Annotated in this window: 20 protein-coding genes and 6 pseudogenes; all 26 read left to right on the top strand. The window is 41.8% G+C overall.

Translation table 11 applies throughout. The annotated features are described in order from the left end of the window. Nucleotides 1–27: 27 nt before the first annotated feature. A pseudogene (locus BHF69_RS14040) lies at nucleotides 28–502 on the top strand (RNA polymerase sigma factor). Between the two features lie 154 nt (nucleotides 503–656). After that, a pseudogene (locus BHF69_RS11330) lies at nucleotides 657–1,689 on the top strand (AAA family ATPase). Nucleotides 1,690–2,206: 517 nt separating this feature from the next. After that, entirely contained in the window at nucleotides 2,207–3,172 is a 966-nt protein-coding gene (mobV, locus tag BHF69_RS11325) for a MobV family relaxase (protein ID WP_001820668.1), read from the top strand. 8 nt (nucleotides 3,173–3,180) lie between these two features. Then, nucleotides 3,181–4,035 (top strand): ParB/RepB/Spo0J family partition protein, encoded by an 855-nt coding sequence (locus BHF69_RS11320; RefSeq protein WP_000743700.1) that lies wholly within the window; start codon nucleotides 3,181–3,183, stop codon nucleotides 4,033–4,035. A 45-nt stretch (nucleotides 4,036–4,080) separates the two neighbouring features. Beyond that, nucleotides 4,081–4,311: a YdbC family protein gene (locus tag BHF69_RS11315; RefSeq protein ID WP_001206986.1), complete on the top strand. Its 231-nt coding sequence runs from the start codon at nucleotides 4,081–4,083 to the stop codon at nucleotides 4,309–4,311. Nucleotides 4,312–4,382: 71 nt separating this feature from the next. Continuing rightward, nucleotides 4,383–4,574 (top strand): hypothetical protein, encoded by a 192-nt coding sequence (locus BHF69_RS11310; protein WP_001820669.1) that lies wholly within the window; start codon nucleotides 4,383–4,385, stop codon nucleotides 4,572–4,574. A 54-nt stretch (nucleotides 4,575–4,628) separates the two neighbouring features. After that, entirely contained in the window at nucleotides 4,629–6,485 is a 1,857-nt protein-coding gene (locus BHF69_RS11305) for a recombinase family protein (RefSeq protein ID WP_001820670.1), read from the top strand. Nucleotides 6,486–7,020: 535 nt separating this feature from the next. Next, nucleotides 7,021–7,206: a helix-turn-helix domain-containing protein gene (locus BHF69_RS11300; protein ID WP_075671598.1), complete on the top strand. Its 186-nt coding sequence runs from the start codon at nucleotides 7,021–7,023 to the stop codon at nucleotides 7,204–7,206. An 81-nt stretch (nucleotides 7,207–7,287) separates the two neighbouring features. Then, nucleotides 7,288–8,259 (top strand): helix-turn-helix domain-containing protein, encoded by a 972-nt coding sequence (locus BHF69_RS11295; protein WP_075671596.1) that lies wholly within the window; start codon nucleotides 7,288–7,290, stop codon nucleotides 8,257–8,259. Nucleotides 8,260–8,262: 3 nt separating this feature from the next. Then, nucleotides 8,263–9,654: a tyrosine-type recombinase/integrase gene (locus BHF69_RS11290; protein ID WP_075671594.1), complete on the top strand. Its 1,392-nt coding sequence runs from the start codon at nucleotides 8,263–8,265 to the stop codon at nucleotides 9,652–9,654. A gap of 119 nt (nucleotides 9,655–9,773) precedes the next feature. After that, nucleotides 9,774–10,835 carry a Fic family protein gene (locus BHF69_RS11285; RefSeq protein ID WP_075671592.1) on the top strand — a complete coding sequence of 354 codons (1,062 nt, stop codon included), beginning with the start codon at nucleotides 9,774–9,776 and terminating at the stop codon, nucleotides 10,833–10,835. Nucleotides 10,836–11,397: 562 nt separating this feature from the next. Next, nucleotides 11,398–11,595: a hypothetical protein gene (locus BHF69_RS11280; protein ID WP_075671590.1), complete on the top strand. Its 198-nt coding sequence runs from the start codon at nucleotides 11,398–11,400 to the stop codon at nucleotides 11,593–11,595. A gap of 37 nt (nucleotides 11,596–11,632) precedes the next feature. Beyond that, a complete protein-coding gene (locus BHF69_RS11275) occupies nucleotides 11,633–12,043 on the top strand; it encodes a peptide deformylase (RefSeq protein ID WP_075671588.1) in 411 nt (136 codons plus the stop codon). Nucleotides 12,044–12,177: 134 nt separating this feature from the next. Beyond that, nucleotides 12,178–12,411, top strand: a complete 234-nt coding sequence (locus BHF69_RS11270; protein ID WP_242946142.1) for a GNAT family N-acetyltransferase — start codon at nucleotides 12,178–12,180, stop codon at nucleotides 12,409–12,411. A gap of 242 nt (nucleotides 12,412–12,653) precedes the next feature. Beyond that, nucleotides 12,654–13,262 (top strand): DUF1349 domain-containing protein, encoded by a 609-nt coding sequence (locus tag BHF69_RS11265; protein ID WP_075671585.1) that lies wholly within the window; start codon nucleotides 12,654–12,656, stop codon nucleotides 13,260–13,262. Between the two features lie 111 nt (nucleotides 13,263–13,373). Continuing rightward, nucleotides 13,374–13,985, top strand: coding sequence for a sugar O-acetyltransferase (locus BHF69_RS11260; RefSeq protein ID WP_075671583.1), 612 nt, complete (start codon nucleotides 13,374–13,376; stop codon nucleotides 13,983–13,985). Between the two features lie 84 nt (nucleotides 13,986–14,069). Next, nucleotides 14,070–14,231, top strand: a pseudogene (locus tag BHF69_RS14775) (4Fe-4S binding protein); the annotation flags it as partial. 5 nt (nucleotides 14,232–14,236) lie between these two features. After that, nucleotides 14,237–15,016 (top strand): protein-ADP-ribose hydrolase, encoded by a 780-nt coding sequence (locus BHF69_RS11250; protein ID WP_075671581.1) that lies wholly within the window; start codon nucleotides 14,237–14,239, stop codon nucleotides 15,014–15,016. Nucleotides 15,017–15,023: 7 nt separating this feature from the next. Further along, nucleotides 15,024–15,843, top strand: a pseudogene (locus BHF69_RS11245) (alpha/beta hydrolase); the annotation flags it as partial. A gap of 15 nt (nucleotides 15,844–15,858) precedes the next feature. Beyond that, nucleotides 15,859–16,355 (top strand): annotated as a pseudogene (locus BHF69_RS11240) (hypothetical protein). Nucleotides 16,356–16,607: 252 nt separating this feature from the next. After that, nucleotides 16,608–17,669, top strand: coding sequence for a Fic family protein (locus BHF69_RS11230; protein WP_075671579.1), 1,062 nt, complete (start codon nucleotides 16,608–16,610; stop codon nucleotides 17,667–17,669). A 119-nt stretch (nucleotides 17,670–17,788) separates the two neighbouring features. Beyond that, nucleotides 17,789–18,216 (top strand): annotated as a pseudogene (locus tag BHF69_RS11225) (hypothetical protein); the annotation flags it as partial. Then, nucleotides 18,206–18,445 carry an ATP-binding protein gene (locus BHF69_RS14870; RefSeq protein WP_075671575.1) on the top strand — a complete coding sequence of 80 codons (240 nt, stop codon included), beginning with the start codon at nucleotides 18,206–18,208 and terminating at the stop codon, nucleotides 18,443–18,445. The pseudogene BHF69_RS11225 and the gene BHF69_RS14870, both read left to right, overlap by 11 nt. Next, complete coding sequence (locus BHF69_RS14480; RefSeq protein WP_242946140.1) at nucleotides 18,399–18,617, top strand: helix-turn-helix transcriptional regulator; 219 nt, start codon at nucleotides 18,399–18,401, stop codon at nucleotides 18,615–18,617. The genes BHF69_RS14870 and BHF69_RS14480 overlap by 47 nt, the downstream gene beginning before the upstream one ends. A gap of 270 nt (nucleotides 18,618–18,887) precedes the next feature. After that, nucleotides 18,888–20,429, top strand: a complete 1,542-nt coding sequence (locus BHF69_RS11210) for an alanine/glycine:cation symporter family protein (protein WP_075671571.1) — start codon at nucleotides 18,888–18,890, stop codon at nucleotides 20,427–20,429. Between the two features lie 109 nt (nucleotides 20,430–20,538). Further along, nucleotides 20,539–21,444 (top strand): diacylglycerol/lipid kinase family protein, encoded by a 906-nt coding sequence (locus tag BHF69_RS11205; protein ID WP_075671569.1) that lies wholly within the window; start codon nucleotides 20,539–20,541, stop codon nucleotides 21,442–21,444. Nucleotides 21,445–21,525 lie beyond the last annotated feature (81 nt).

Genomic DNA, 21,525 nt, shown 5'->3' with positions numbered 1-21,525 from the left:
CTACTCGATTTGCAGGAGGACAACAGGATGGCATACAGGGTTAAGGCATACACGCTTCGGGAGGAATCCACGGAAAGCGGCACAAGGTATTTTATCAGCTTTAAGGACGGGCAGGGCAAATCCCACGAGTTGGAAGTGTCGGAACAGTTCTTTATGGAGTTTCGGCAGATGGAGCGCAGGAACAGGAATCTTTTCTAATGGGACGAGCGGCACAGGGAGTTTAACGAGGTATGGGACGAAACCCTTTACAGACGGGCGTTGCGTGTGCCTAAGAGCCTTGATGAACGCATGGTTGAGGAAGAACGGAATGAAACGCTCTATAAGGCGGTTGGGAGCCTTCCAGAGATACAAAGGCGGCGTTTCCTGCTCTACTACGAGTATGAGTTCAATTTTTACCAAATCGCCGCTATGGAGCATTGCACCGCTTCGGCAATACAGAAATCTGTTGCGATTGCAAAGGAGAAAGTAAAGGCGGAAATTGAAGAAATATCTCCAACCGTGACCGACACCGCCCGAAAAAGAAATCTGTTTTTTATTTGTGTGGGATTGGCGGCATTACATACTCTCACTTTTTTCCGTGGGAGTAAATCTATTTTTAAGGAGGTCAACGCCTATGTGCAACGAAAACAAAGACACCGCCCGAAAGGAGGAAAGCCATGCAGAAGTTACAGACAGTCAACGCCGAAACGCTCCTTTATGAACCGCTTGAGAAACCATCCTTTGTGGTGGACAGCCTTATCCCGACAGGCTTATCGCTGTTCTGCGGCTCACAAAAGATAGGCAAAAGCTGGCTCATGCTGAAGCTATGCTTATGCGTGTCGCAGGGAATCCCTTTATGGGATATGCCGACAATGGAGGGCGATGTGCTTTACCTCTGCCTTGAGGACACGTTCTGCCGCATACAGGACAGGTTATTTCGTTTGACGGACGAAGCAAGCGGGCGGCTCCACTTTGCCGTGGCAAGCTGCAAGCTGTCAGACGGTCTTATCGTGCAGCTTGAAGATTATCTGAAAGATTACCCAGACAGCAGGCTCATTGTCATTGATACCTTGCAGAAAGTCCGTACAGCTTCAAAAGACAATGCCTATGCAAGCGACTATGGGGACATCTCCCTCATCAAAGACTTTGCCGACAGGCACTCTCTGGCGGTCATTGTCGTACACCACATCCGAAAGCAGAATGACAGCGACGTGTTCAACAAGGTGTCTGGGACGACAGGATTAACGGGGAGTGCGGACGCTACCTTTGTTCTGGAAAAGGAGAAACGTGCGTCTGACACCGCCAAGCTGTATGTGACGGGCAGGGACACGCCTTATCAGGAATACACGCTGCGTTTCCGTGATTGCCGTTGGGAGCTTGTGGAGCGGAAAACGCAGGAGCAGCTTGCGAAAGAAACGATACCAGATGTCCTTTTTCGGTTGGTGGATTTTATGAGGGATAAGGAAGAATGGATAGGCACGGCAACGGAACTGTTAGCCGCTATGGGGGAAACGGAAACCATACCCACGGTGATTACGAAATGGCTGAATGAATACCGCACCACATTTTTAAGCGAGAACCGTATCTGCTACCAGTACAGCCGCAGGAAAGACGGCAGGCGGATTGCCCTTGCAAGGAGGGCGGGTGACAGCGGTGATGGTGGTGACAGCGATATTAGGATACCCCCCTGTTACTGTCATTGACGCTTAAAGCCATGTAAAGCTGGCGGCTCTGCCCTGCGGGTGACAGCAGTGACGGTGGTGACAGTGATTTTAGGATACCCTGCCGCTGTCATCCCTACGGGAGAACACCCCGTAAACGCAAAATGCAGGCGTGAGATTTACTCGCCCTTTTCGGTCGTGTAAAACCACCCCTGCGGTCAGAAAAATCATTCCGATTTTTCCGACTGCGTTTACAGGGTGTAACACACTACACTTTGCCCTGCAAAGTCGTGTGCCAGACGTTCCCTCTGGACTCCCTTAAGGCAGGGCTGTGCCCTGCTATCCTACGCCTTACGGCTTCGGATAAAAGAATGGCGGCATGACGGTGACGGCTCTTGCGAGGGGGGTATCCCAAAAACACCGTCATCATCGACATGACCGTCATGCAGGGGGTGAGGGTGACAGTTGCGGCAGTCGGCAGGGGGTATCCCAAAACTGCTGTCACCACCGTCACCGCTGTCACCCCAAAGGACGGTCACCCGCCGAAAGAAAGGAGGAATCCGCCTATGCCTTATGCAATCCTGCGTTTCCAGAAACGAAAAGCGGGCGGCGTTGCGGCTTGTGAACGCCACAACGAGCGGAAGAAAGAAGCCTACAAAAGCAACCCAGATATAGATATGGAACGCTCTAAAAACAATTACCATCTCATAGCACCACCAAAGTACACCTACAAGAAAGAGATTAACCGCATGGTAGCCGAAGCGGGGTGCAGGACAAGGAAAGACAGCGTGATGATGGTGGAAACGCTCATCACAGCTTCACCAGAATTTATGAACCAGTTACCGCCCGAAGAACAAAAAGCGTATTTCCAGACGGCTCTTGACTTCATTTCGGAGCGTGTTGGAAAGCAGAATATCCTCTCCGCTGTCGTCCATATGGACGAGAGAACGCCCCATATGCACCTCTGCTTTGTGCCGATTACGCCAGACAATAAGCTGTCAGCGAAAGCTATCTTAGGCAACCAGAAATCATTATCCGAGTGGCAGACCGCCTACCATGAGCGGATGTCCTCACGGTGGAATCAGCTTGAACGGGGGCAGTCCTCAATGGAAACCAAGCGGAAACACGTCCCCACATGGCTCTATAAATTAGGCGGCAGGCTTGATAAACAGTATGAAGAAATCGTGTCTGCCCTATCCGACATCAACGCCTTTAACGCAGGGAAGAAAAGGGATAAAGCGTTAGATTTACTCTCTGCATGGCTGCCAGACGTGGAGAAATTCTCTAAGGAAATCGGGAAACAGCAGGCGTATATCGACAGTTTGAAAGAGAGAATTGGGCAGGAATCAGACTATGCGGGGCGTATGCGTGATGAAAAGTACGAGCAGGAACTAAAGGTGCAGAAAGCGAATCAGAAGATATTTGAATTGCAGAGAACCAACGAGCAGATGGGGCGGCTGCTGTCAAAAATACCGCCCGAAGTGTTGGAAGAATTGCAGAAAAATCATAGAAGCAGAGCGAAAGAAAGGTAGATATGTGAATGAAGAAACAGGATTTTAAGGTGTTAAAGACCAAAGACTTGTACCCGTTCCCCGACAATCCGTTTCATGTGGCAGAAGATGAAACACTGTCAGAGTTAGCGGAAAGCATCAAGGAATTTGGCATTGTCACGCCGATAATCACACGCCCGAAAGAGGACGGGGACGGTTATGAAGTGATTGCAGGACAGCGGCGTGTCCGTGCTTCTGAACTTGCAGGGATAAATACCGTGCCTGCGTTTGTCCTGCCCTTAGACCGTGACCGAGCCATCATCACCCTTGTAGACAGCAATTTGCAGCGTGAGAATATCCTGCCATCGGAGCGGGCGTTTGCTTACAAGATGAAATCCGAAGCCATGAAGCGGCAGGGTTTCCGCACAGACTTAACCTCGTCACAAGTTGTGACGAAGTTGCGGACGGACGACAAGGTGGCACAGGGCTTCGGCGTGGGCAGGATGACCGTGCAGCGTTTTATCCGCCTGACGGAACTGATACCGCCGATTTTGCAGATGGTGGACGAGGGGAAAATCGCCCTCACGCCTGCGGTGGAACTGTCCTTCTTGAAGAAAGACGAGCAGGAAAACCTCTTTGCCACGATGGAGAGCGAAGAAGCAACGCCCTCACTCTCACAGGCACAGCGGATGAAACAGTTAAGCCAGAGCGGGCGGCTTGACATGGATACGATATTTGCGATTATGACGGAGGAAAAGGGCAACCAGAAAGAAACCTTGAAAATCAACACAAGCAAGCTGAAAAAATACTTTCCGAAGAACACAACGCCGAAGCAGATGGAGGAAACCATCATCAAACTTTTGGAGCGTGAGTTGCAGAGGAAACGCAACCGTGACAGCCGCTAATCTTCTTTTTTCGGGAAGTAAATACAGAGAGTTGAGGTATGGAGAATGAGAGAAATCCAGTATGAAATCGTAAAGGAAATCGCAGTATTGTCTACGGGCGACAGTGGCTACACAAAGGAAATCAATCTCATTTCATGGAATGGGAAAGAGCCGAAGTATGACATCCGCAGCTTTTCCCCGAACCGTGAAAAGTGCGGCAAGGGAATCACGCTGAACGCTGATGAAGCGGCGGCACTCCTTAAAGCATTACAGAAAGAATTAAACAGCGAGGATTAATGGTATCTGATTGGCAGGGCGGGGACATTTCCAAACTCTTCCCTGCCCTGTCTGGAAAGGAAGATTTAAGTATGGGCGAGGATAAGAAAGCAGATAAAAAGAGAAAGCGTATCGTGCCAAAAGCACCAGTGCAGATGATAATCAGCCGTGAATATGTCGGCACACAGACCGTTACAGAAGCGTTTGTCCCGATTATCTCCGAGGATATTCGGAAGAAGATTGCCGAGGGCGACACCTTCGACAATGAGGGGCTGTCCGCTTAGAATGTACGCAATGGGACATGAAAACAGATAGGACAGATACGGAGGTTTTACAGTATGGCAGGAATCAAAGAAGAAAAGAAAATCTATTTAGTCGGCATTTATTGCCGCTTATCTAAAGACGATGGTACGGATAACGAGAGTGCGAGCATTGCGACACAGAAATCCATCCTCACGGATTATGTGAAAAAGCAGGGATGGCACATAGCAAAAACGTATGTGGACGATGGTTATTCTGGTACAAATTTCCAAAGACCAAGTTTCCAGAATATGATAAAAGACATTGAAAGCGGTCTGATAAACTGCGTGATTACGAAAGATTTATCCCGTCTGGGGAGAAACTATCTTGATTGTGGGTTATATCTGGAAGTTTTCTTCCCAGAGCATAACGTGAGGTATATAGCGGTCAATGACGGCGTAGATACCTTGAATAAATCTGCTATGGACATCACGCCTTTCCGCAACATTTTAAACGAAATGTATGCCGCTGACATATCTGTTAAGATAAAATCGGCATATCGGGCGAGGTTTCAACAGGGGAAATTCATGGGAACTACCGCCCCTTATGGCTATATCAAAGACCCTGCCGACCACAACCATCTGCTGATAGATGATAAAGTGGCACATGTTGTAAAAGAGATATTCGACCTTGCATTAAAAGGGAATGGAGTTGCCAAAATTTGCAGACATCTTAATAAACAGCATATCCTACGCCCTGCCGCTTATGCGGCGGAGCGTGGCGAAACAGGCTTTGAACGTCATTTTGAGGGGAACGAGGACAAACGCTATATTTGGAGTGGGAACAGCGTGAGGAGCATTTTAAGAAGCCCGATATATGCGGGAAATCTTGTAGGCTACAAACGGATTGCCGCCAATATGAAAAGCAAGAAACGCCCCTCTAAGCTGCCCGAAGAATGGGAAGTGATACCCAATACCCATGAGGGAATAGTCACGCAGGAGGAATTTGATATTGTCCAACAGCTTATTACAAGTCGTAGGCTTCCACAGAACAAGGGAGGATTTGTAAATATTTTTGCAGGCGTTATCAAGTGTGTGGACTGCGGATGTGCTCTGCGGGCAATGAACGTACACAGGAGGAAACGCCCAGAGATTATCGACTGTGTACAGTATTCATGTAATAATTATGCAAGAAACGGAAGAAGCGAGTGTAGTGCCCACAATATAGAAGCAAGGGATTTATTCAATGCCGTTCTTGCCGACATCAACTGTTTTGCGGATATGGCAGTGAATGATGAAAAGGCGGTCAGGGCCATAGAAAAGCGGCTCACGGAAACAGACCAGAGCAGGGCGAAAGCATTAGAGAAAGAACGTAAGAAGCTGAACAAACGCCTTGCGGAACTGGACAGGCTGTTTTCCTCTCTCTACGAGGATAAGGTCATGGAGCGTATTACCGAGCGGAATTTTGAGATGATGTCGGGGAAATACCAGAAAGAGCAGCTTGAAATTGAAGCAAGGCTGAAAGAGGTGACGGAAACTCTTAATGAAAGCTACGAGAAATCACGGGGAATCCGTGACTTCCTCGCCCTTATCCGAAATTATCAAGGCTTAAAAGAACTGGATGCAACAGTTATAAACGCACTCATAGACAAGATACTTGTTTCGGAGCGTGAGAAGATGGCAGACGGAACAGTGAAGCAGGAAATCAAGATTTACTATAAATTCATCGGCTTTGTCGATGAATTACATATCATACCTACAAAACGGTGGGCAGCAATGCCCGCTAAAAATTGTACGGTGTGCGGCGTTGAATATGTCCCGGGCTCTGGTGCATCAAGGTATTGTCCTGCTTGTGCCAAGAAGATACGGAGGGAGAAATCAAACGAGAGCAAACGCAGGAGCAGAGAACAGAAAAGGATAGCATGTATGAACTGTCCGCAAAAAATGACCGACTGACAAAGATATCTTAGCGACATTAATTACAGCTGAGAATGTAAAGACTACTATTTTTTACCATGATCAAGAGGCACTTGGGAAACAAATTATTAATTTGGTAAAAGTTATTACAGAAGATGAATTGATTCGTAGAACAGGAAAGAAAAATATTGTATTCAAAAAGACACAGAAATAATTCATCGTATTAAAAGAACCACCAGTAGAAAGTGCAGGGCTACTGGTGGTTTTCTGATTTTATAGGAACAAATTAATGTTTATATTATCACTGAAGAGATGTTAAAATCTTCGATTATTTTGCGACAATAACTATTCCAATTTGTGTATTTCTCCAAATATACTTTTAATGTTCAGAAATGACATAATAAATCTTTTTGCATCGTATGATTTTGTTTCATACGGAGGTTTCTTTTTGCCAATTTTTCTCATCTTGACATTTTTTTACTAAAACATGTTGTATAAGACACTCCGAATCTTTGGATATATAGAAGGACTTTTATTTGACCTTCTATATTGATGAAATGTGAGGTAATGACATATGTCAGAGAAAAGATGTTATACAGTAAAAGAGTTACAGGAAATCCTTGGAGTCAGCAGACCGACAATATATAACCTTCTGAAGAAAAATGAGTTCCGGTGGATCCAGCTGGATGGCGGAAAGTACCGTATTTCCAAAAAGAGCTTTGATGACTGGCTGGATAAGCTGCCGGAATCTTCCAACTAATCTCCTATCCGGATGAAAAAACGACATCCTAAATTTTTTTGAAAAAGTGCGGTATGGTATGGGAAGAAGGAGGAAAGCTTCATGGATGAGAAGGGAAAAAAGAATACCGAGGAATACGAAGAACTGATAAAGGAAGTGAAAGCAAACAGCCCATACAAGAGGCTGTCTTCTGCGAAAAAGAAATGGATGAGTGTTTCTGAGATGGGCGAGCTCCTGGGGCTTAAAAAGACGGATCGGTATTGGCTGGTACATAAAAACTTTTTTGAGACCAAAGAGATTGCCGGAAAGATGCGGGTCAATATTGAGAGTTTTGAAAAGTGGTATGCGAATCAGATTAAATATCATAAAGTCAACGGAGAAGAACCGGGAAAGGAATTGAAAGAATGGTCTTATTCTGTTCCGGAACTTGCAGAAATGCTGGAGCTTACAGATGGTGTCGTTTATGACCTGATCAAGCGGAATAATATCGAAGTCGTGATTGTGGACTACTGGAAACGTGTACCAAAAGCTGCATTTCAGAAATGGTATGACGGACAGTCCAGATACCGCACGAAGGAGGATAAAAAGAGGGACGCGGAAATGGAGGCCGCTACTCTCACTATGCCGGAAATGGCCAGACAGCTGGGAATCACCAGAAATCAGGTATATGGCATCCTGAATAGTCAAAAGTATCAGCATTTCTTTGAGTTCGTCACGATCGCTGATCGAAAAAGAATCACGAAGGAAAGCTTTCAGAAGTTTCTGGACGGACAGGATGAATATCATCTGGATCCGGCGAACGATTATGAAGAACTGGCAATGGAAGAAAATGTGGCACTGGCGAATTATCGGAGAAAGAAACTGGCACAGACCGGGGAACGAGGAAGGAATGGCAATCTGCAGTATCTTACTATAGATGAAGCAGCCTTTATGGCAAAGGTCAGCCGGTCCATGATAAATGTCTGGTACACAAAAGGATATTTTCCGGTTGTAAAAATAAGGAATCATGTTCGGATTAAACGAAAAGAATTTGAAGCATGGCTGGAAAAGAGAAATACAGAAAGGGGCTGTTAGATTATGGCATCGATCAGAGAACGAAACGGAAAATTTAATGTGATCTATTCCTATACTGATGCAGACGGGAAACGGAAGCAGAAATGGGAAACTTATGCTACAAAGGCAGAGGCAAAGAAACGCAAGAAAGAAATCGAGTATAAAGAAGAAATGGGATCCATGACAATCCCGCAGTGTAAAACCATGAAGGACCTTCTGGCAGAATACGTTGCTCTGTATGGGAAGGACAACTGGGCATTATCCACGTATGATGGAAATGTTTCTCTCATAAATAATTATATTCTTCCGATCATCGGGGATGAAAAACTGTCGGAGATCAATACCCGTTTTATTGAAAAATATTATCAGAGGTTGTTGAAAGCTCCGGCTGTGGTCAATCCTATAATTGGGAAAAGAAAGAATGAATATGTATCTACCAGTACCATCAGAGATATCCATAAACTTCTCCGAAGCTGTTTTAAACAGGCTGTCAAATGGGAGCTGATGGAGAAGAATCCTTGTATCTATGCGACCGTACCAAAACATAAAACAAAGAAACGGGAGATCTGGACTGCCGAAACTCTGATGTACGCACTGGAAGTATGTGAGGATGATCGGCTAAAGCTGGCAATGAACCTTTCCTTCTCCTGCTCTCTCCGGATCAGTGAGCTTCTGGGGCTTACCTGGGATTGTGTGGACATCTCGGAGGAAGCAATTGAGGAAAACCGGGCATATCTGTTTATCAATAAGGAATCCCAGCGAGTGAGCAAATCCGCTTTAAAAGAGTTGGATGCAAAAGATGTGCTGCTGATATTTCCGGAAAAAAGCAAGACCAATAAAACAGTCCGTGTTTTGAAAACACCGAAGACAGACAGCAGTGTCCGAAAGGTTTTCCTTCCAAAGTCTGTCGCAAAGATGCTGATCGAATGGAAAGAAAAACAGGATGAGACAAAGGAAGTTCTTGGAGATGAATACATGGACTATAACCTGGTCATGGCAAGTACGTTTGGTCTTCCTTTGGGGGATGGCGCGATCCGGAAGCCATTAAATCAGTTGATTAAGGACTATGATCTCCCACCGGTTGTTTTCCACAGTCTCAGACACAGCAGTGTTACCTATAAGCTGAAACTGAATGGTGGAGATATCAAGGCAGTTCAGGGCGACTCCGGACATGCTCAGGTCAGCATGGTTACGGATGTATATTCCCACATCCTGGATGACGACCGGAAGAAAAATGCAGAATTATTTGAAGAGGCATTTTATGAGAAAAAAGATCTGGATCCGCAGATGCATCCGAATACAGCACAAAACACGGTAGCGGTTCCGGAAGGCGTGGATGCAGAGCTGCTTGCAAAGGTCCTTAATAATCCTGAGATGGCAGCACTTCTTACGTCACTGGCGAAGACAATGAAGTGAAAAATAGTGTAATTTTAGTGAAAAACGGGTTTCGTTAAAAGGAATGTTAAAAATATATCTCCATCATGCTAATTGATATCACCGTCATTTGATGGTAAAATGATGGAGATAATATTAAAATGAAGGAGATTTCGATGAGAAGTTTTGATTATATAAAAACTCCGGAGCAATTGCTAAAACCTGAAATTGTTCAGATGGTCGGAAGCATTCATGAGCATAAAGGTAAACAGGAATTGTTCCTTGAAGCCAATATAGACGAATTGAAAACTCTGCTGGAAGTTGCTTTGATTCAAAGTACAGGGGCTTCTAACAGGATTGAAGGTATTTATACTACCGACAAACGGTTGGAAGAATTAGTAAGACAGAAAGCCGAACCGCGTAACCGGTCTGAACAGGAAATATCCGGATACCGGGAAGTTCTTGCCACTATCCATGAAAGTTATGAGTATATTAATCCGAGACCCAATATTATTTTACAATTGCATCGGGATTTATACTCATATTCCGGAGGAAATGCTGGTGGAAATTATAAAAATTCGGATAATGTAATTGCAGAAACAGATGCAGAAGGTCATCAGAAAGCGCGTTTTATCCCGGTGCCGGCATTTCAGACTCCAGAAGCTATGAATGAACTTTGTACAAATTTTCTGGAAGCATGGGAAGCAGATCGAATAGATAAGTTGATTCTTATCCCTATGTTTATTCTTGACTTTCTGTGTATCCATCCATTTAATGATGGAAATGGGCGAATGAGCCGCCTGTTAACACTTCTTTTGTTTTATAAAGCCGGCTATATTGTCGGAAAGTATGTCAGTGTTGAAATGCTGATTGAAAAGACAAAAGAAACTTATTATGAGGCATTACAGGAAAGTTCTAATGGATGGCACGAAAATGAAAACAATTATGAGTCATTTGTAAAATATTATCTGGGAATTATACTGAAAGCATACAGTGAGTTTGAGGGGCGTGTAGAGCACCTGAAGAACAGAAGCCTTTCAAAGCCGGATCGTATAAAGGCAGTGATTGATAATAAGGTAGGAAAAATTACCAAAAAAGAAATCATGGAGTTATGTCCGGATATAAGCAAGGTAACTGTAGAAAGGACCCTGACGGAACTGGTTAAAAGTGGATATATCGCAAAAGTAGGTGCCGGGCCGGCAACTGGATATGTTCGTATTTAAGTCGGCTGTCGTGGTCGAAACACCATAGACAAATTTTCAATAACGGTGTATAGTAATAATAGAAATCTGGTCAATTGAATATTGTTTATCATTCCCGCTTGTAAGGGGATGGTAGCCGGAAGATGATATCTGTCAGTAACAACAGAGCTTTCCCCGGATGTTAGCAGCTGCAAAGAATCTGCTAATTTTCAGGTCTTATCTGGTCTTGACAGAAAGGGTATTCAGATTACCAGAATTTGATTCGAAAATAAAAAAAGTCCTTGATAATAAAAGGCTAAACATATCAGTTCTTGACAGGGATTGACAGAACCACAGAGCTCTCCTAAGCGTTAGCTGTGGGTTCGATTCCCGCAAGGAACGGCAGTAAGACTCGTAAGTTCAAAGATTTTGGACATTACGGGTCTTCTTTTATACCAATTTTCAGATGATATTTTGCCAACCCCATCATTGAGAGCTATAAGAAATCGTTTGTTGACCAGTATTTATGTGAAATTTTGTTTTCATTAAAAAGGATAATAATATTCGCCTCTCCATAATCAATTATATTTTGGAGGATAAAGAAATGAAATATCAGGATATTGTAAAAGAAATAATCCTGATCTTAAGTGCACAGAGCAAAAGTATGAACTTTGTGAATATCTTAATGGAAATTCCAGCCACAAAAGTAATCAGTTATCGAGGGTATGGGAAAAGAGAACCCCTTATACAACATGGAAAAGAAAAACCTCGCTATGGTAGAAATATGATTTTGTTGCTATAATTGGAATGTGAAATGATTTGATAGGGAGGAGTAACAGATGGTAAAACCGATAATGAAAGATGTGTTCTTTCTGGGCCAAAAGTCAGAACCTGCTACAAAGGCAGATCTGCAGGTGGGAAAGGATCTACAGGACACCTTACAGGCAAATCGTGCCGGTTGTGTAGGCATGGCTGCCAATATGATCGGTGTGAAAAAGAGAGTAATCATTGTAAATATGGGATTTGTAGATATCGTGATGTTTAATCCGGTCCTGTTGAGTAAGGATACTCCGTATGAAACAGAAGAAGGATGCCTGTCTCTTACCGGTGTGAGAAAAACGACAAGATATGAAAATATCGAAGTGGAATATTATGATATGAACTGGAAAAAACAGCGACAGAAGCTCAGCGGCTGGCCAGCGCAGATCTGTCAGCATGAGCTGGATCATCTGGAAGGAATTCTGATTTAATAGATTTACGAAATTAAAGGGGTGAATGTTGTATCGGGTAAGCAATCCCCGGATCGAGGATCTGGTGGATGAGATGCTTGCTATCTTAAGTGACAGAGATGCAATCATCCAGAAAAAAGAAATGGAACATGAAAATGATTAGAAGATTTATAGCAGGAATTTTTGTAAAAGCAGCAGAACAATCGAAAGGAATCGGAACAGAATTGCTTCATACAGTCATGGAGACAAGAGAAGTTTTGAGTTTAAATGTCTATAAGAAAAATACAAAAGCAGTAATGTTTTACAAGCATTGCGGATTCAAAATTGTGAATCAGGAAATAGATGCCAATACATCAGAAGAAGAATATACGATGGAATGGCATCGTTAGGTGGATATCTCTTGCAATGTGTATTCTTCTTCTTGTAAAATATATCGGGAGTTCTTTTATGGGTGCTGATTGTCCTTTTGGCACGGACCTATTATGCACGAACCAAATTAAAATCTAAATGGTTTAATATGCACAGACATTTAGCGATATTTCTTATAGTTATTCTCGTTATGCATATAACAGTAGCCATTTTATAATAGCACATCGGTAACTTCCAATTTTTACGTTGAAAGGAAATGAAAATGAAGATAAATAAAGAACAATGGAAATGGACAAGAGAACCTAAGCAGTATTCAATATCAGAGGACAAGATTGAGATAATTACTAATCCGCATACTGATTTGTGGCAGCGTACTTATTATCATTTCAGGAACGATAATGCTCCTGTGCTTCAGATGAAAACATCTGAGAAATTCTTTTCTTTCGTAGTTAAAACTGAGTTTGAGAGCAAGGTGCGTTTTGACCAGTGTGGTATTGTAATGTACCTTGATAGCGAGAACTGGCTTAAGGGTTCAATTGAGTATGAGAACGAAGAATTTCAGCATTTAGGAAGTGTAGTGACTAATAATGGATATTCGGATTGGGCAACAACCGAAATAGATGCAGGAATCAAGTCTATGTGGTATAGATTTAGTAGACGAGAGGATGATTATTGTATTGAGTGTTCGGAAGATGGAATTACGTACAAGCAGATGCGAATTTGCCATGTGTATAAGGCTAATGATGAAATACAGTTTGGAATTTATGCTTGTAGCCCAGAAGATTCATCTTTTAAGGCTACATTTACAAATATGGAATTAACGGAATGTAAGTGGTTGGCACATGACGGACAGGCGCCTGATGAAGAATAGAATTCCGATTTTATGAATTTGACAAATCAAAATTTTCATAGCAGCGTTGATAATGTATACGCTAAGTAAAATTTATTTCGTTTGACCTGATATATAAAGGAGAAATAAAAGATGACTGAAAAAGAAAAAATGATAGCGGGAAAAATATATGACCCTTCCGACAAAGAACTTGTGGCACTTAGAACAAAAGCTCATAGGCTTAGTAAAGAATACAACGAGCTCCTTGAAACAGATGAAAGGCGTGCAGAAATTATAAAGGAACTTGGGATAGCTGGGGATTCCTTTTATTTTCAAGGACCTGTTCAATTCGATTATGGTTGCTTCACATCCATTGGAACAAATTTTTATGCAAATTTCAATTTTACTTGTGTTGACTGTTGCCCTGTGACAATTGGCGAAAATGTATTTTTGGGTCCTAATGTTTCACTTCTTACACCTATACATCCGCTTCGTTGGCAGGACAGAAATCAGTATGTAAAGCAGGACGGCACTCTTGCCGATAAAGAATACGCCAAACCAATTACTATTGGCAACAATTGCTGGATTGCAGGAAATGTCACCATATGCGGAGGAGTTACTATTGGTGATGGTTGTGTTATCGGTGCGGGAAGTGTAGTTACAAGAGATATTCCACCCAATTCGCTTGCAGTGGGAGTGCCATGCCATGTAGTTCGTGAAATAACAGAAGCCGATTCATTGGAGAATCATCCTGAACTATTCTGAGATAGAATACTTCAGCACAGCAACCTTTCAAATTCCAATTTTTCGAGTTGGTAAATTCTGATTTTTCTGTTATAGACATATTTTGTTACAGATACATGTATTGGATGTAAGCTCTGCTATTTGAAATGTCCTCAAAAATGTATTGATATAAGTACTATACATGTTAAAATAAACCAGAGTAACTGTCTGCACTGTGGCAATTGTTTTTCAGATTGTCCAGTCGGAGCAATCGAGAAAAGGATGTGAAAAGTATGAACCAGTTTGAGAGAAGAAGATTCCTGATAGATACACTTCTTGAGGAACAACCTGAATATAAAAATCGGATAAGAATTCCAGGAGCAGAAAAGGAACAAAAGAAATTACTGCGTTCCCTTATGAATATCCGATGGGCAGCCCCGATCACCAAAGAATTTGAGAAAATACAGGATGAGTATCTTAAGGAGGAAAATGCCAGAAGAGGTATTGTGCGTATAGAAGAACTGACACCGGTGCAGGATGATTTGTACATATGGCAAGGAGATATAACAAGGCTCCATGCAGGTGCCATTGTGAATGCTGCCAACAGCGGAATGACTGGGTGTTATCAGCCTTGTCATTCTTGTATAGACAATTGTATCCACACGTATGCCGGAATTCAGTTACGCAATTACTGTCAGAAAATGATGGATGAACAGGGTTTTGAGGAACCTGCAGGCCAGGCGAAGATTACACCTGCGTTCAACCTGAACTGTGATTATGTGATTCACACAGTCGGACCAATTGTGCAGGGAAAATTGACAAAGGACCATGAGAAATTGCTTGCATCATGTTATGAATCGTGCATGAAAGTCGCAGATGAAAACAATGTGAAAAGTATAGCTTTTTGCTGTATTTCCACAGGGGTATTTTGTTTCCCTAATGATAGAGCAGCGCAGATTGCAGTTGATACTGTGAAGAAATATAAAGAAGAAACGGGTAGTAAGATCAAGATTATTTTTAACGTTTTTAAGGATTTGGATAAAGAGATTTATGAGGGATTGTTAGCTGGATAGACTTATTGGAGCGGTAAAGGAGCAGTGTTCCGGTCTTTATGCACAGACCATGGCAGAACGGGGATATCTTACCATTGCCTTTGATCCATCCTATACAGGTGAAAGTGGTGGAATTCCCAGATATATGGCATCACCGGATATCAATACGGAGGACTTCATGGCAGCAGTGGATTTCCTTTCCGTGCAGGATTGTGTGGATACTGAGAAAATCGGTATCATCGGTATTTGCGGATGGGGCGGGATGGCCCTGAATGGCCCTGAATGCAGCTGCCCTCGATACAAGAGTGAAAGCCACTGTGGTGTCTACCATGTATGACATGAGCAGGGTAAATGCAAATGGCTATTTTGATTCTGAAAACAGCGAGGAATCCAGATTTAAGAAAAAGCAGGCTTTGAATGTTCTTAGAACCAAAGAGTATAAAATGGGCGAGTATTCCAGAGGAGGCGGATGTATGCCGTTGCCGGTTCCTGAGGATGTGCCATTTTTCGTAAAGGATTACAGTGAGTATTATAAGGGCAGATGTTATCATGCAAGAAGTCTTAATTCCAATGATGGTTGGAATAGTATTGGATGCCAGTCTTTCATGAATCAGCCGATCTTAAAATACAGCAATGAAATAAGAAGTGCTGTGCTTATCATGCATGGTGAAAAGGCACACAGTTTTTATTTTGGAAAGGATGCTTATGATGCCATGATCCAGGATAGTCAATACACAGAAAATAAGGAACTGTTAGTGATTCCCGGTGCGGTCCATACAGATCTTTATGATAATCTGGATGTGATTCCTTTTCATAAAATGGACGATTTTTTCAAGCAGAATATGTAACGGAGGTTGACACAGATGTCTAAAATTGTACAGACAGCAGGAAAAGCAGCACTCGGTGAATTTGCTCCCGAGTTTGCTCATTTTAATGATGATGTACTCTTCGGAGAGAATTGGAACAATCAGGATATCGATGTAAAAATGACGTGGTAGCGCTAATGTCTTCGGGAATTACTGATTCATCACTTAAATTTCATTTACAGAATGCAAAAGAAATGGTATTCCCTATCGGAGAGCCAAATGATGCATTTTTTCAGTATTTTATTGGAAAAAGTTATCTTGCGCCAATCTCAACAAGCCAGGTGGGAATTTTTAATGTAACTTTTGAACCGGGATGTAGAAATAACTGGCATATCCATCACGCAAAGCAAGGCGGCGGTCAGATTCTTGTATGCGTTGCAGGAAGAGGTTATTATCAGGAAGAGGGCAAGGATGCAATTGAAGTACCTGGTGTTGAAGGAACGAACGAATGGTTAGAACCTGTGAATGATGATGTATATGGTAAATTGAAATAAAAACAGAATAATTATTGCATATTACCTTCGTATGATTTTTCTTTCATATGGAGGTTTCTTTTTGCCTTTTTTCTTATCTTGACATTTTTTTACTGAAACTGAATGGTGGCGATATCAAGGCAGTTCAGGGACATTCCGGAAATGCTCAGGTCAGCATGGTCACGGATGTATATTCCCATGCCAATAATGACAATGCTAAATCAGAGTTTTATCTCCATCATTTGATGGTAAAATGATGGAGATAATATTGAAATGAAGGAGATTCCTATGAGAAGTTTCGATTATATAAAAACTCCTGAGCAGTTGTTAAAGCCTGAAATTGTTCAGATGGTTGGAAGCATACACGAACATAAAGGTAAGCAGGAATTGTTTCTCGAAGCCAATATAGATGAATTGAAAACCTTGCTTGAGGTTGCTTTGATTCAAAGTACAGGGGCATCTAATAGAATTGAAGGTATTTATACTACTGACAAACGTTTGGAAGAATTAGTAAGCCAGAACGCAGAGTCACGTAACCGATCTGAACAGGAAATATCAGGATACCGGGAAGTGCTTGCAACAATCCATGAAAGTTATGGGTATATCAATCCAAGACCAAATATTATTTTACAATTGCATTGGGATTTATACTCATATTCTCAAGGGAATGTCGGTGGAAGTTATAAAAATTCAGATAATGTAATTGCAGAAACAGATGCAAAAGGTCATCAGAAAGCACGTTTTCTTCCAGTTTCTGCTTTTCAAACGGCAGAAGCTATGAATGAACTATGCCAAAATTTTTTGGAAGCGTGGGAAGCAGATCACATAGATAAGCTGATTCTTATACCTATGTTTATTCTTGATTTCCTGTGTATCCATCCATTTAATGATGGAAATGGACGTATGAGTCGTCTGCTGACGCTTCTTCTGTTTTATAAAGCAGGATATATTGTTGGAAAGTATGTCAGTATTGAGATGTTGATTGAAAAGACGAAAGAAACTTATTATGAAGCATTGCAGGCAAGTTCCAGTGGATGGCACGAAAATGAAAACAGCTATGAGCCTTTTGTAAAATACTATTTGGGAATTATCCTGAAAGCATATAACGAATTTGAGGGGCGTGTAGAACACTTAAGAAACAGAAGTCTTTCTAAACCAGACAGAATCAAGGCAGTGATTGATAATAAAGTGGGGAAAATTACCAAGAAAGAAATCATGGAACTATGCCCGGATATCAGCAAGGTTACTGTGGAAAGGACTCTGACTAAACTGGTTAAAAGTGGATATATCGCAAAAGTAGGTGCAGGTCCGTCTACTGGTTATGTTCGTATTTAAACCATCCATCGTGGTCGAAACCCATAGACAAATTGACAATAACGTTGCATAGTATAATAGAAATCTGCTCAATAGAATATTCATGTAATATAAAGGTATTACATCAAAAGAAGCTGTGAGATGCATTTCATCTTATACCAAGAGCAATTGCACTTTGTACAACCGGATTGAAAAATTTTACAGTGGCACTCGGTATTGGGAAAATGCTCACATCCGTTACAATGACGTTATTCTATGTCTGATGCCGCAAAATGCATGGACCAGCGCAGAAGCACCGCTATCATGGGGAATTTATCGAAACATCCCGTTTACAATCCTTGGTGCAGTGATAGTGATTCTTTTTTATCGTAGTGTGAGGACAGAGAAGGATAAACCTTTCCGTTTTCTGTGGCTTGCAGTAGTCATAAGTTTTGCCTGCTATATCCCGGTAGTACTGTTTGCAGATATGGTGCCTCCGGTGGGAATGTTAATGATTCCAAAAACATGTGCCTATGTATGGGTTGTCTTAATTGGATATAAAGCAATGAAAGGAAGTAATGGAAAGTGAAAAAAGAGATTCAAGAGAAGATTTAGTCCCGGAAACTGCTTACCGTGAAGCAATCGCAAATGCTTTGATACATCGAGATTGGAGTATAAATTCTCATATTCGTATATCAATGTTTTCTGATAAAATAGAGATTAAGTCTCCAGGGGACCTGCCCAGAGGGATATCAGCAGAAGAATATATGAATGGAGATATTACCTGTGATAACAGATCAGTATCATGTAACGAATGATGAAGCAAAAATCATGAGTGCACTGGAGAACGGAGAACAGTTATCAAGCAGTGAGATTGCGAAGGTAATAGGCTACACGAAATCAAAGACTTTAAGATTGATTGATCGTTTAAAAGAAAAGGATTATATCAAAGTTATTGGCAATGGACGTGGGACAAAATACAGTCTATAAAAATATCGGGAAGAATAGAGATATAAAATAAACCCCCTAAACCAAAATGCTTTTAATGGTTTAGGGGGTTTTTCTTTTGATACATGTCCTTCGGCTTCAATAATTATGAAATATGATAAGCTATTTATATATAGGTAAATAGTTACAGGAAAATACTAATTAACAATAAAAATATGAAAAAGGTCGTTCTAACAGGATTGTGAAGCCTATCTCTTCATGATATGATAGAAATGCTAGATGATGCAAAAAAACAATAAGGAGAGGGTAAGTTTGCAAAGTATTTTTGAATCTATTAACGGTATTTTTTCGTTTGTTGGTCCATTATCAGATTTTTTATGGGATTTTCCAACAAACTTTGAATGGTATTCATCCATTCCGCTTCTGGGCAATTTCTCATTTGCCATTATTTTGCTTTTAGGATCGGGGATTTTCTTTAGTTTCCGATTAGGATTTATGCAGGTCACCTATTTCAAAAAGGGAATTGGAATTATGACACAAAAAAGAAGGGTTGAGACTGGGATTTCGCCATTGGCTGCGTTTCTCTTAAGCTCCGCCATGCGTGTGGGACCGGGAAATATCATTGGAGTAACCGGTGCCATTGCAGTTGGGGGACCAGGAGCCTTATTCTGGATGTGGATTTCTGCGTTCTTTGGTATGGCCATCGCTTATATGGAAGGTGTGCTGGCACAGATATTCAAAGAAAAGAAGGATGACGAGTTTATTGGGGGACTTCCTTTTTATGGAAGAAAATTGTTGGGAAATCAGATATGGATCGGCGTATTTTTATCGCTGTTGTATATCCTTTATGCCCTTTGTTGTCTTCCGGCACAGGGCTTTAATGTGGTTTCTTCTGTTGGAAGAATGGCAGAGATTGTAACGGGAACGACAATTCCAACCGATTCTGCCTTTTACTATGCGGTAGGCGCAGCAATTGTGGTTCTTACCGCGTTGGTTGCGTTTGGAGGAATCAAAAAGGTTACTAAATGGACCGATAAGATGGTACCGGTGATGGCGGTACTTTATATCGTAACGGTTCTTGTATTGATTATTTTAAATATTGGTTCTGTGCCGTATTTCTTCCGTGCGGTATTTACAGGAGCATTTAAGCCGGATGCATTTTTCGGAGGATTGTTTGGTACGGTACTGGCACAAGGGGTAAAACGAGGATTGATGTCTAATGAGGCTGGACAGGGTACGATTACCATGTCAGCGGCAGCAGCAGATGCCAATCATCCTTGCGAACAGGGGATTTTAGCATCTTTAGGAGTATTTTTAGATACCATAGTTATCTGTACACTCTCCGGTTTTGTTGTGGTTATGGCACATTGCTGGGAGGGCCCTGGTTCAGATGCATGGGCAGCACTTGACAAGCTTCCAAAGTTCACAGAATCTATTGCAGTATTGACACCGGGAACATCAGCCAATGCGATGATTACCTTTTTGATTACATTGTGTTTTTGTATGTTTGCTTATACATGTCTGCTTGGAATGATCAGTTTCTCTGAGATTGCGGCCAACCGGATTCGAAAGGATAAAGGATTTATTAATGGCGTCAGGGTGATTGCACTTTTTGTAGCAGCATTTGGTATTTTGTGTAATATTGCAGGTCTGGAGCTGGGCAACTTGTGGGCATTCTCCGATCTGGGAAATATTTTGATCGTATTTTTTAACGTTCCGATTGTGTATATTGGTTCTAAATATGTTCTGCGTGCCACAAATCATTATAAGAAGAATGATGGAACTCCATTTACATCCAAAGTCATTGGTAGAGATGACTGTGTATTCTGGGATGAACGGGCGAAAAAAGGATGAGAAAGACGTGTAAAATAGTTAGACATATCATTTTGCATGGTGTATAATAAAGGAATTCTTATGCTTTAGAACAATTCTTGGATAGGTAGAGTAATTAGGAGGACAAAGGATGAAGAAAGCGTTATTTGTAATTAATCCATCTTCAGGAAAGCAGAATATCATGTCAACGATAGAAGAGATCATTGCAAAGCTGGTCATGAAGCAGATGGTAAATCATATCGATGTATTCTATACACAGAAAAAAGATGATGCCAAGATCCATGTGCAGGGACTGATGCCTGGAGAATATGATTTTGTAGTAGCTGTTGGCGGCGATGGAACTTTAAATGAAGTAGTAAGTGGATTGTATTTGAGTAAGAGCGATATTCCACTGGCGATTATTTCTGCTGGAACGGTCAATGACTTTGCCACCTATCTTCAGCTTCCTCAAACACCAGATAAATTCGTAGAGATGATCGAGCAGTTTACGATCAAGGAAGTAGACCTTGGAAAGGTGGATAATGAGTATTTTATTAATGTACTGGCAGGTGGCCTTTTGACGGATATTGCATATAAGGTCCCAAAAGATCATAAGGCAGTGCTTGGAAAGTTTGCTTATTATCTGGAAGGAGCCATTGAGCTTCCAAAGCAGATGATCGGTCCAAAGTTGAAACTGAGATTCGAAAGTGAAGAGCTTACCGATACGATGGAGGCACTGGTATTCTTAATTACCAATTCCAAGAGTGTCGGTGGATTTGATAAGGCAGCACCAGAGGCATCGGTATCGGATGGATATTTGGATGTATTGGTATTAAAGAAAGTTACGTTATTAAATACACCAGAACTGTTGTTTAAAGCATTGACAGCAGAACACCACAATCATCCGGATATTGAGTATTTCCAGACAAAGAAGATAAGAATTGAATTGGTAGAAGGCGAGGATGTAGCCATTGATTATGATGGTGAATTCTTGGAAGATGGACTTCCAATTGAAGTGTCAATTATTGAAAAAGCAGTTAAGGTGATTATTCCTTAGGAGAGAGATGGACTGTTGCATGAAATGAAATTTTCGTTTTGTGTGACAGTCTTATTTTTTTAGGATAACTTGGGTTTTGTA

The organism is Anaerostipes sp. 992a (assembly GCF_001940245.1).
Classification (GTDB): domain Bacteria; phylum Bacillota; class Clostridia; order Lachnospirales; family Lachnospiraceae; genus Fimousia.
The sequence above is the reverse complement of the archived record's forward strand: the minus strand, read 5'-3'. Positions and strand labels throughout refer to the sequence as shown.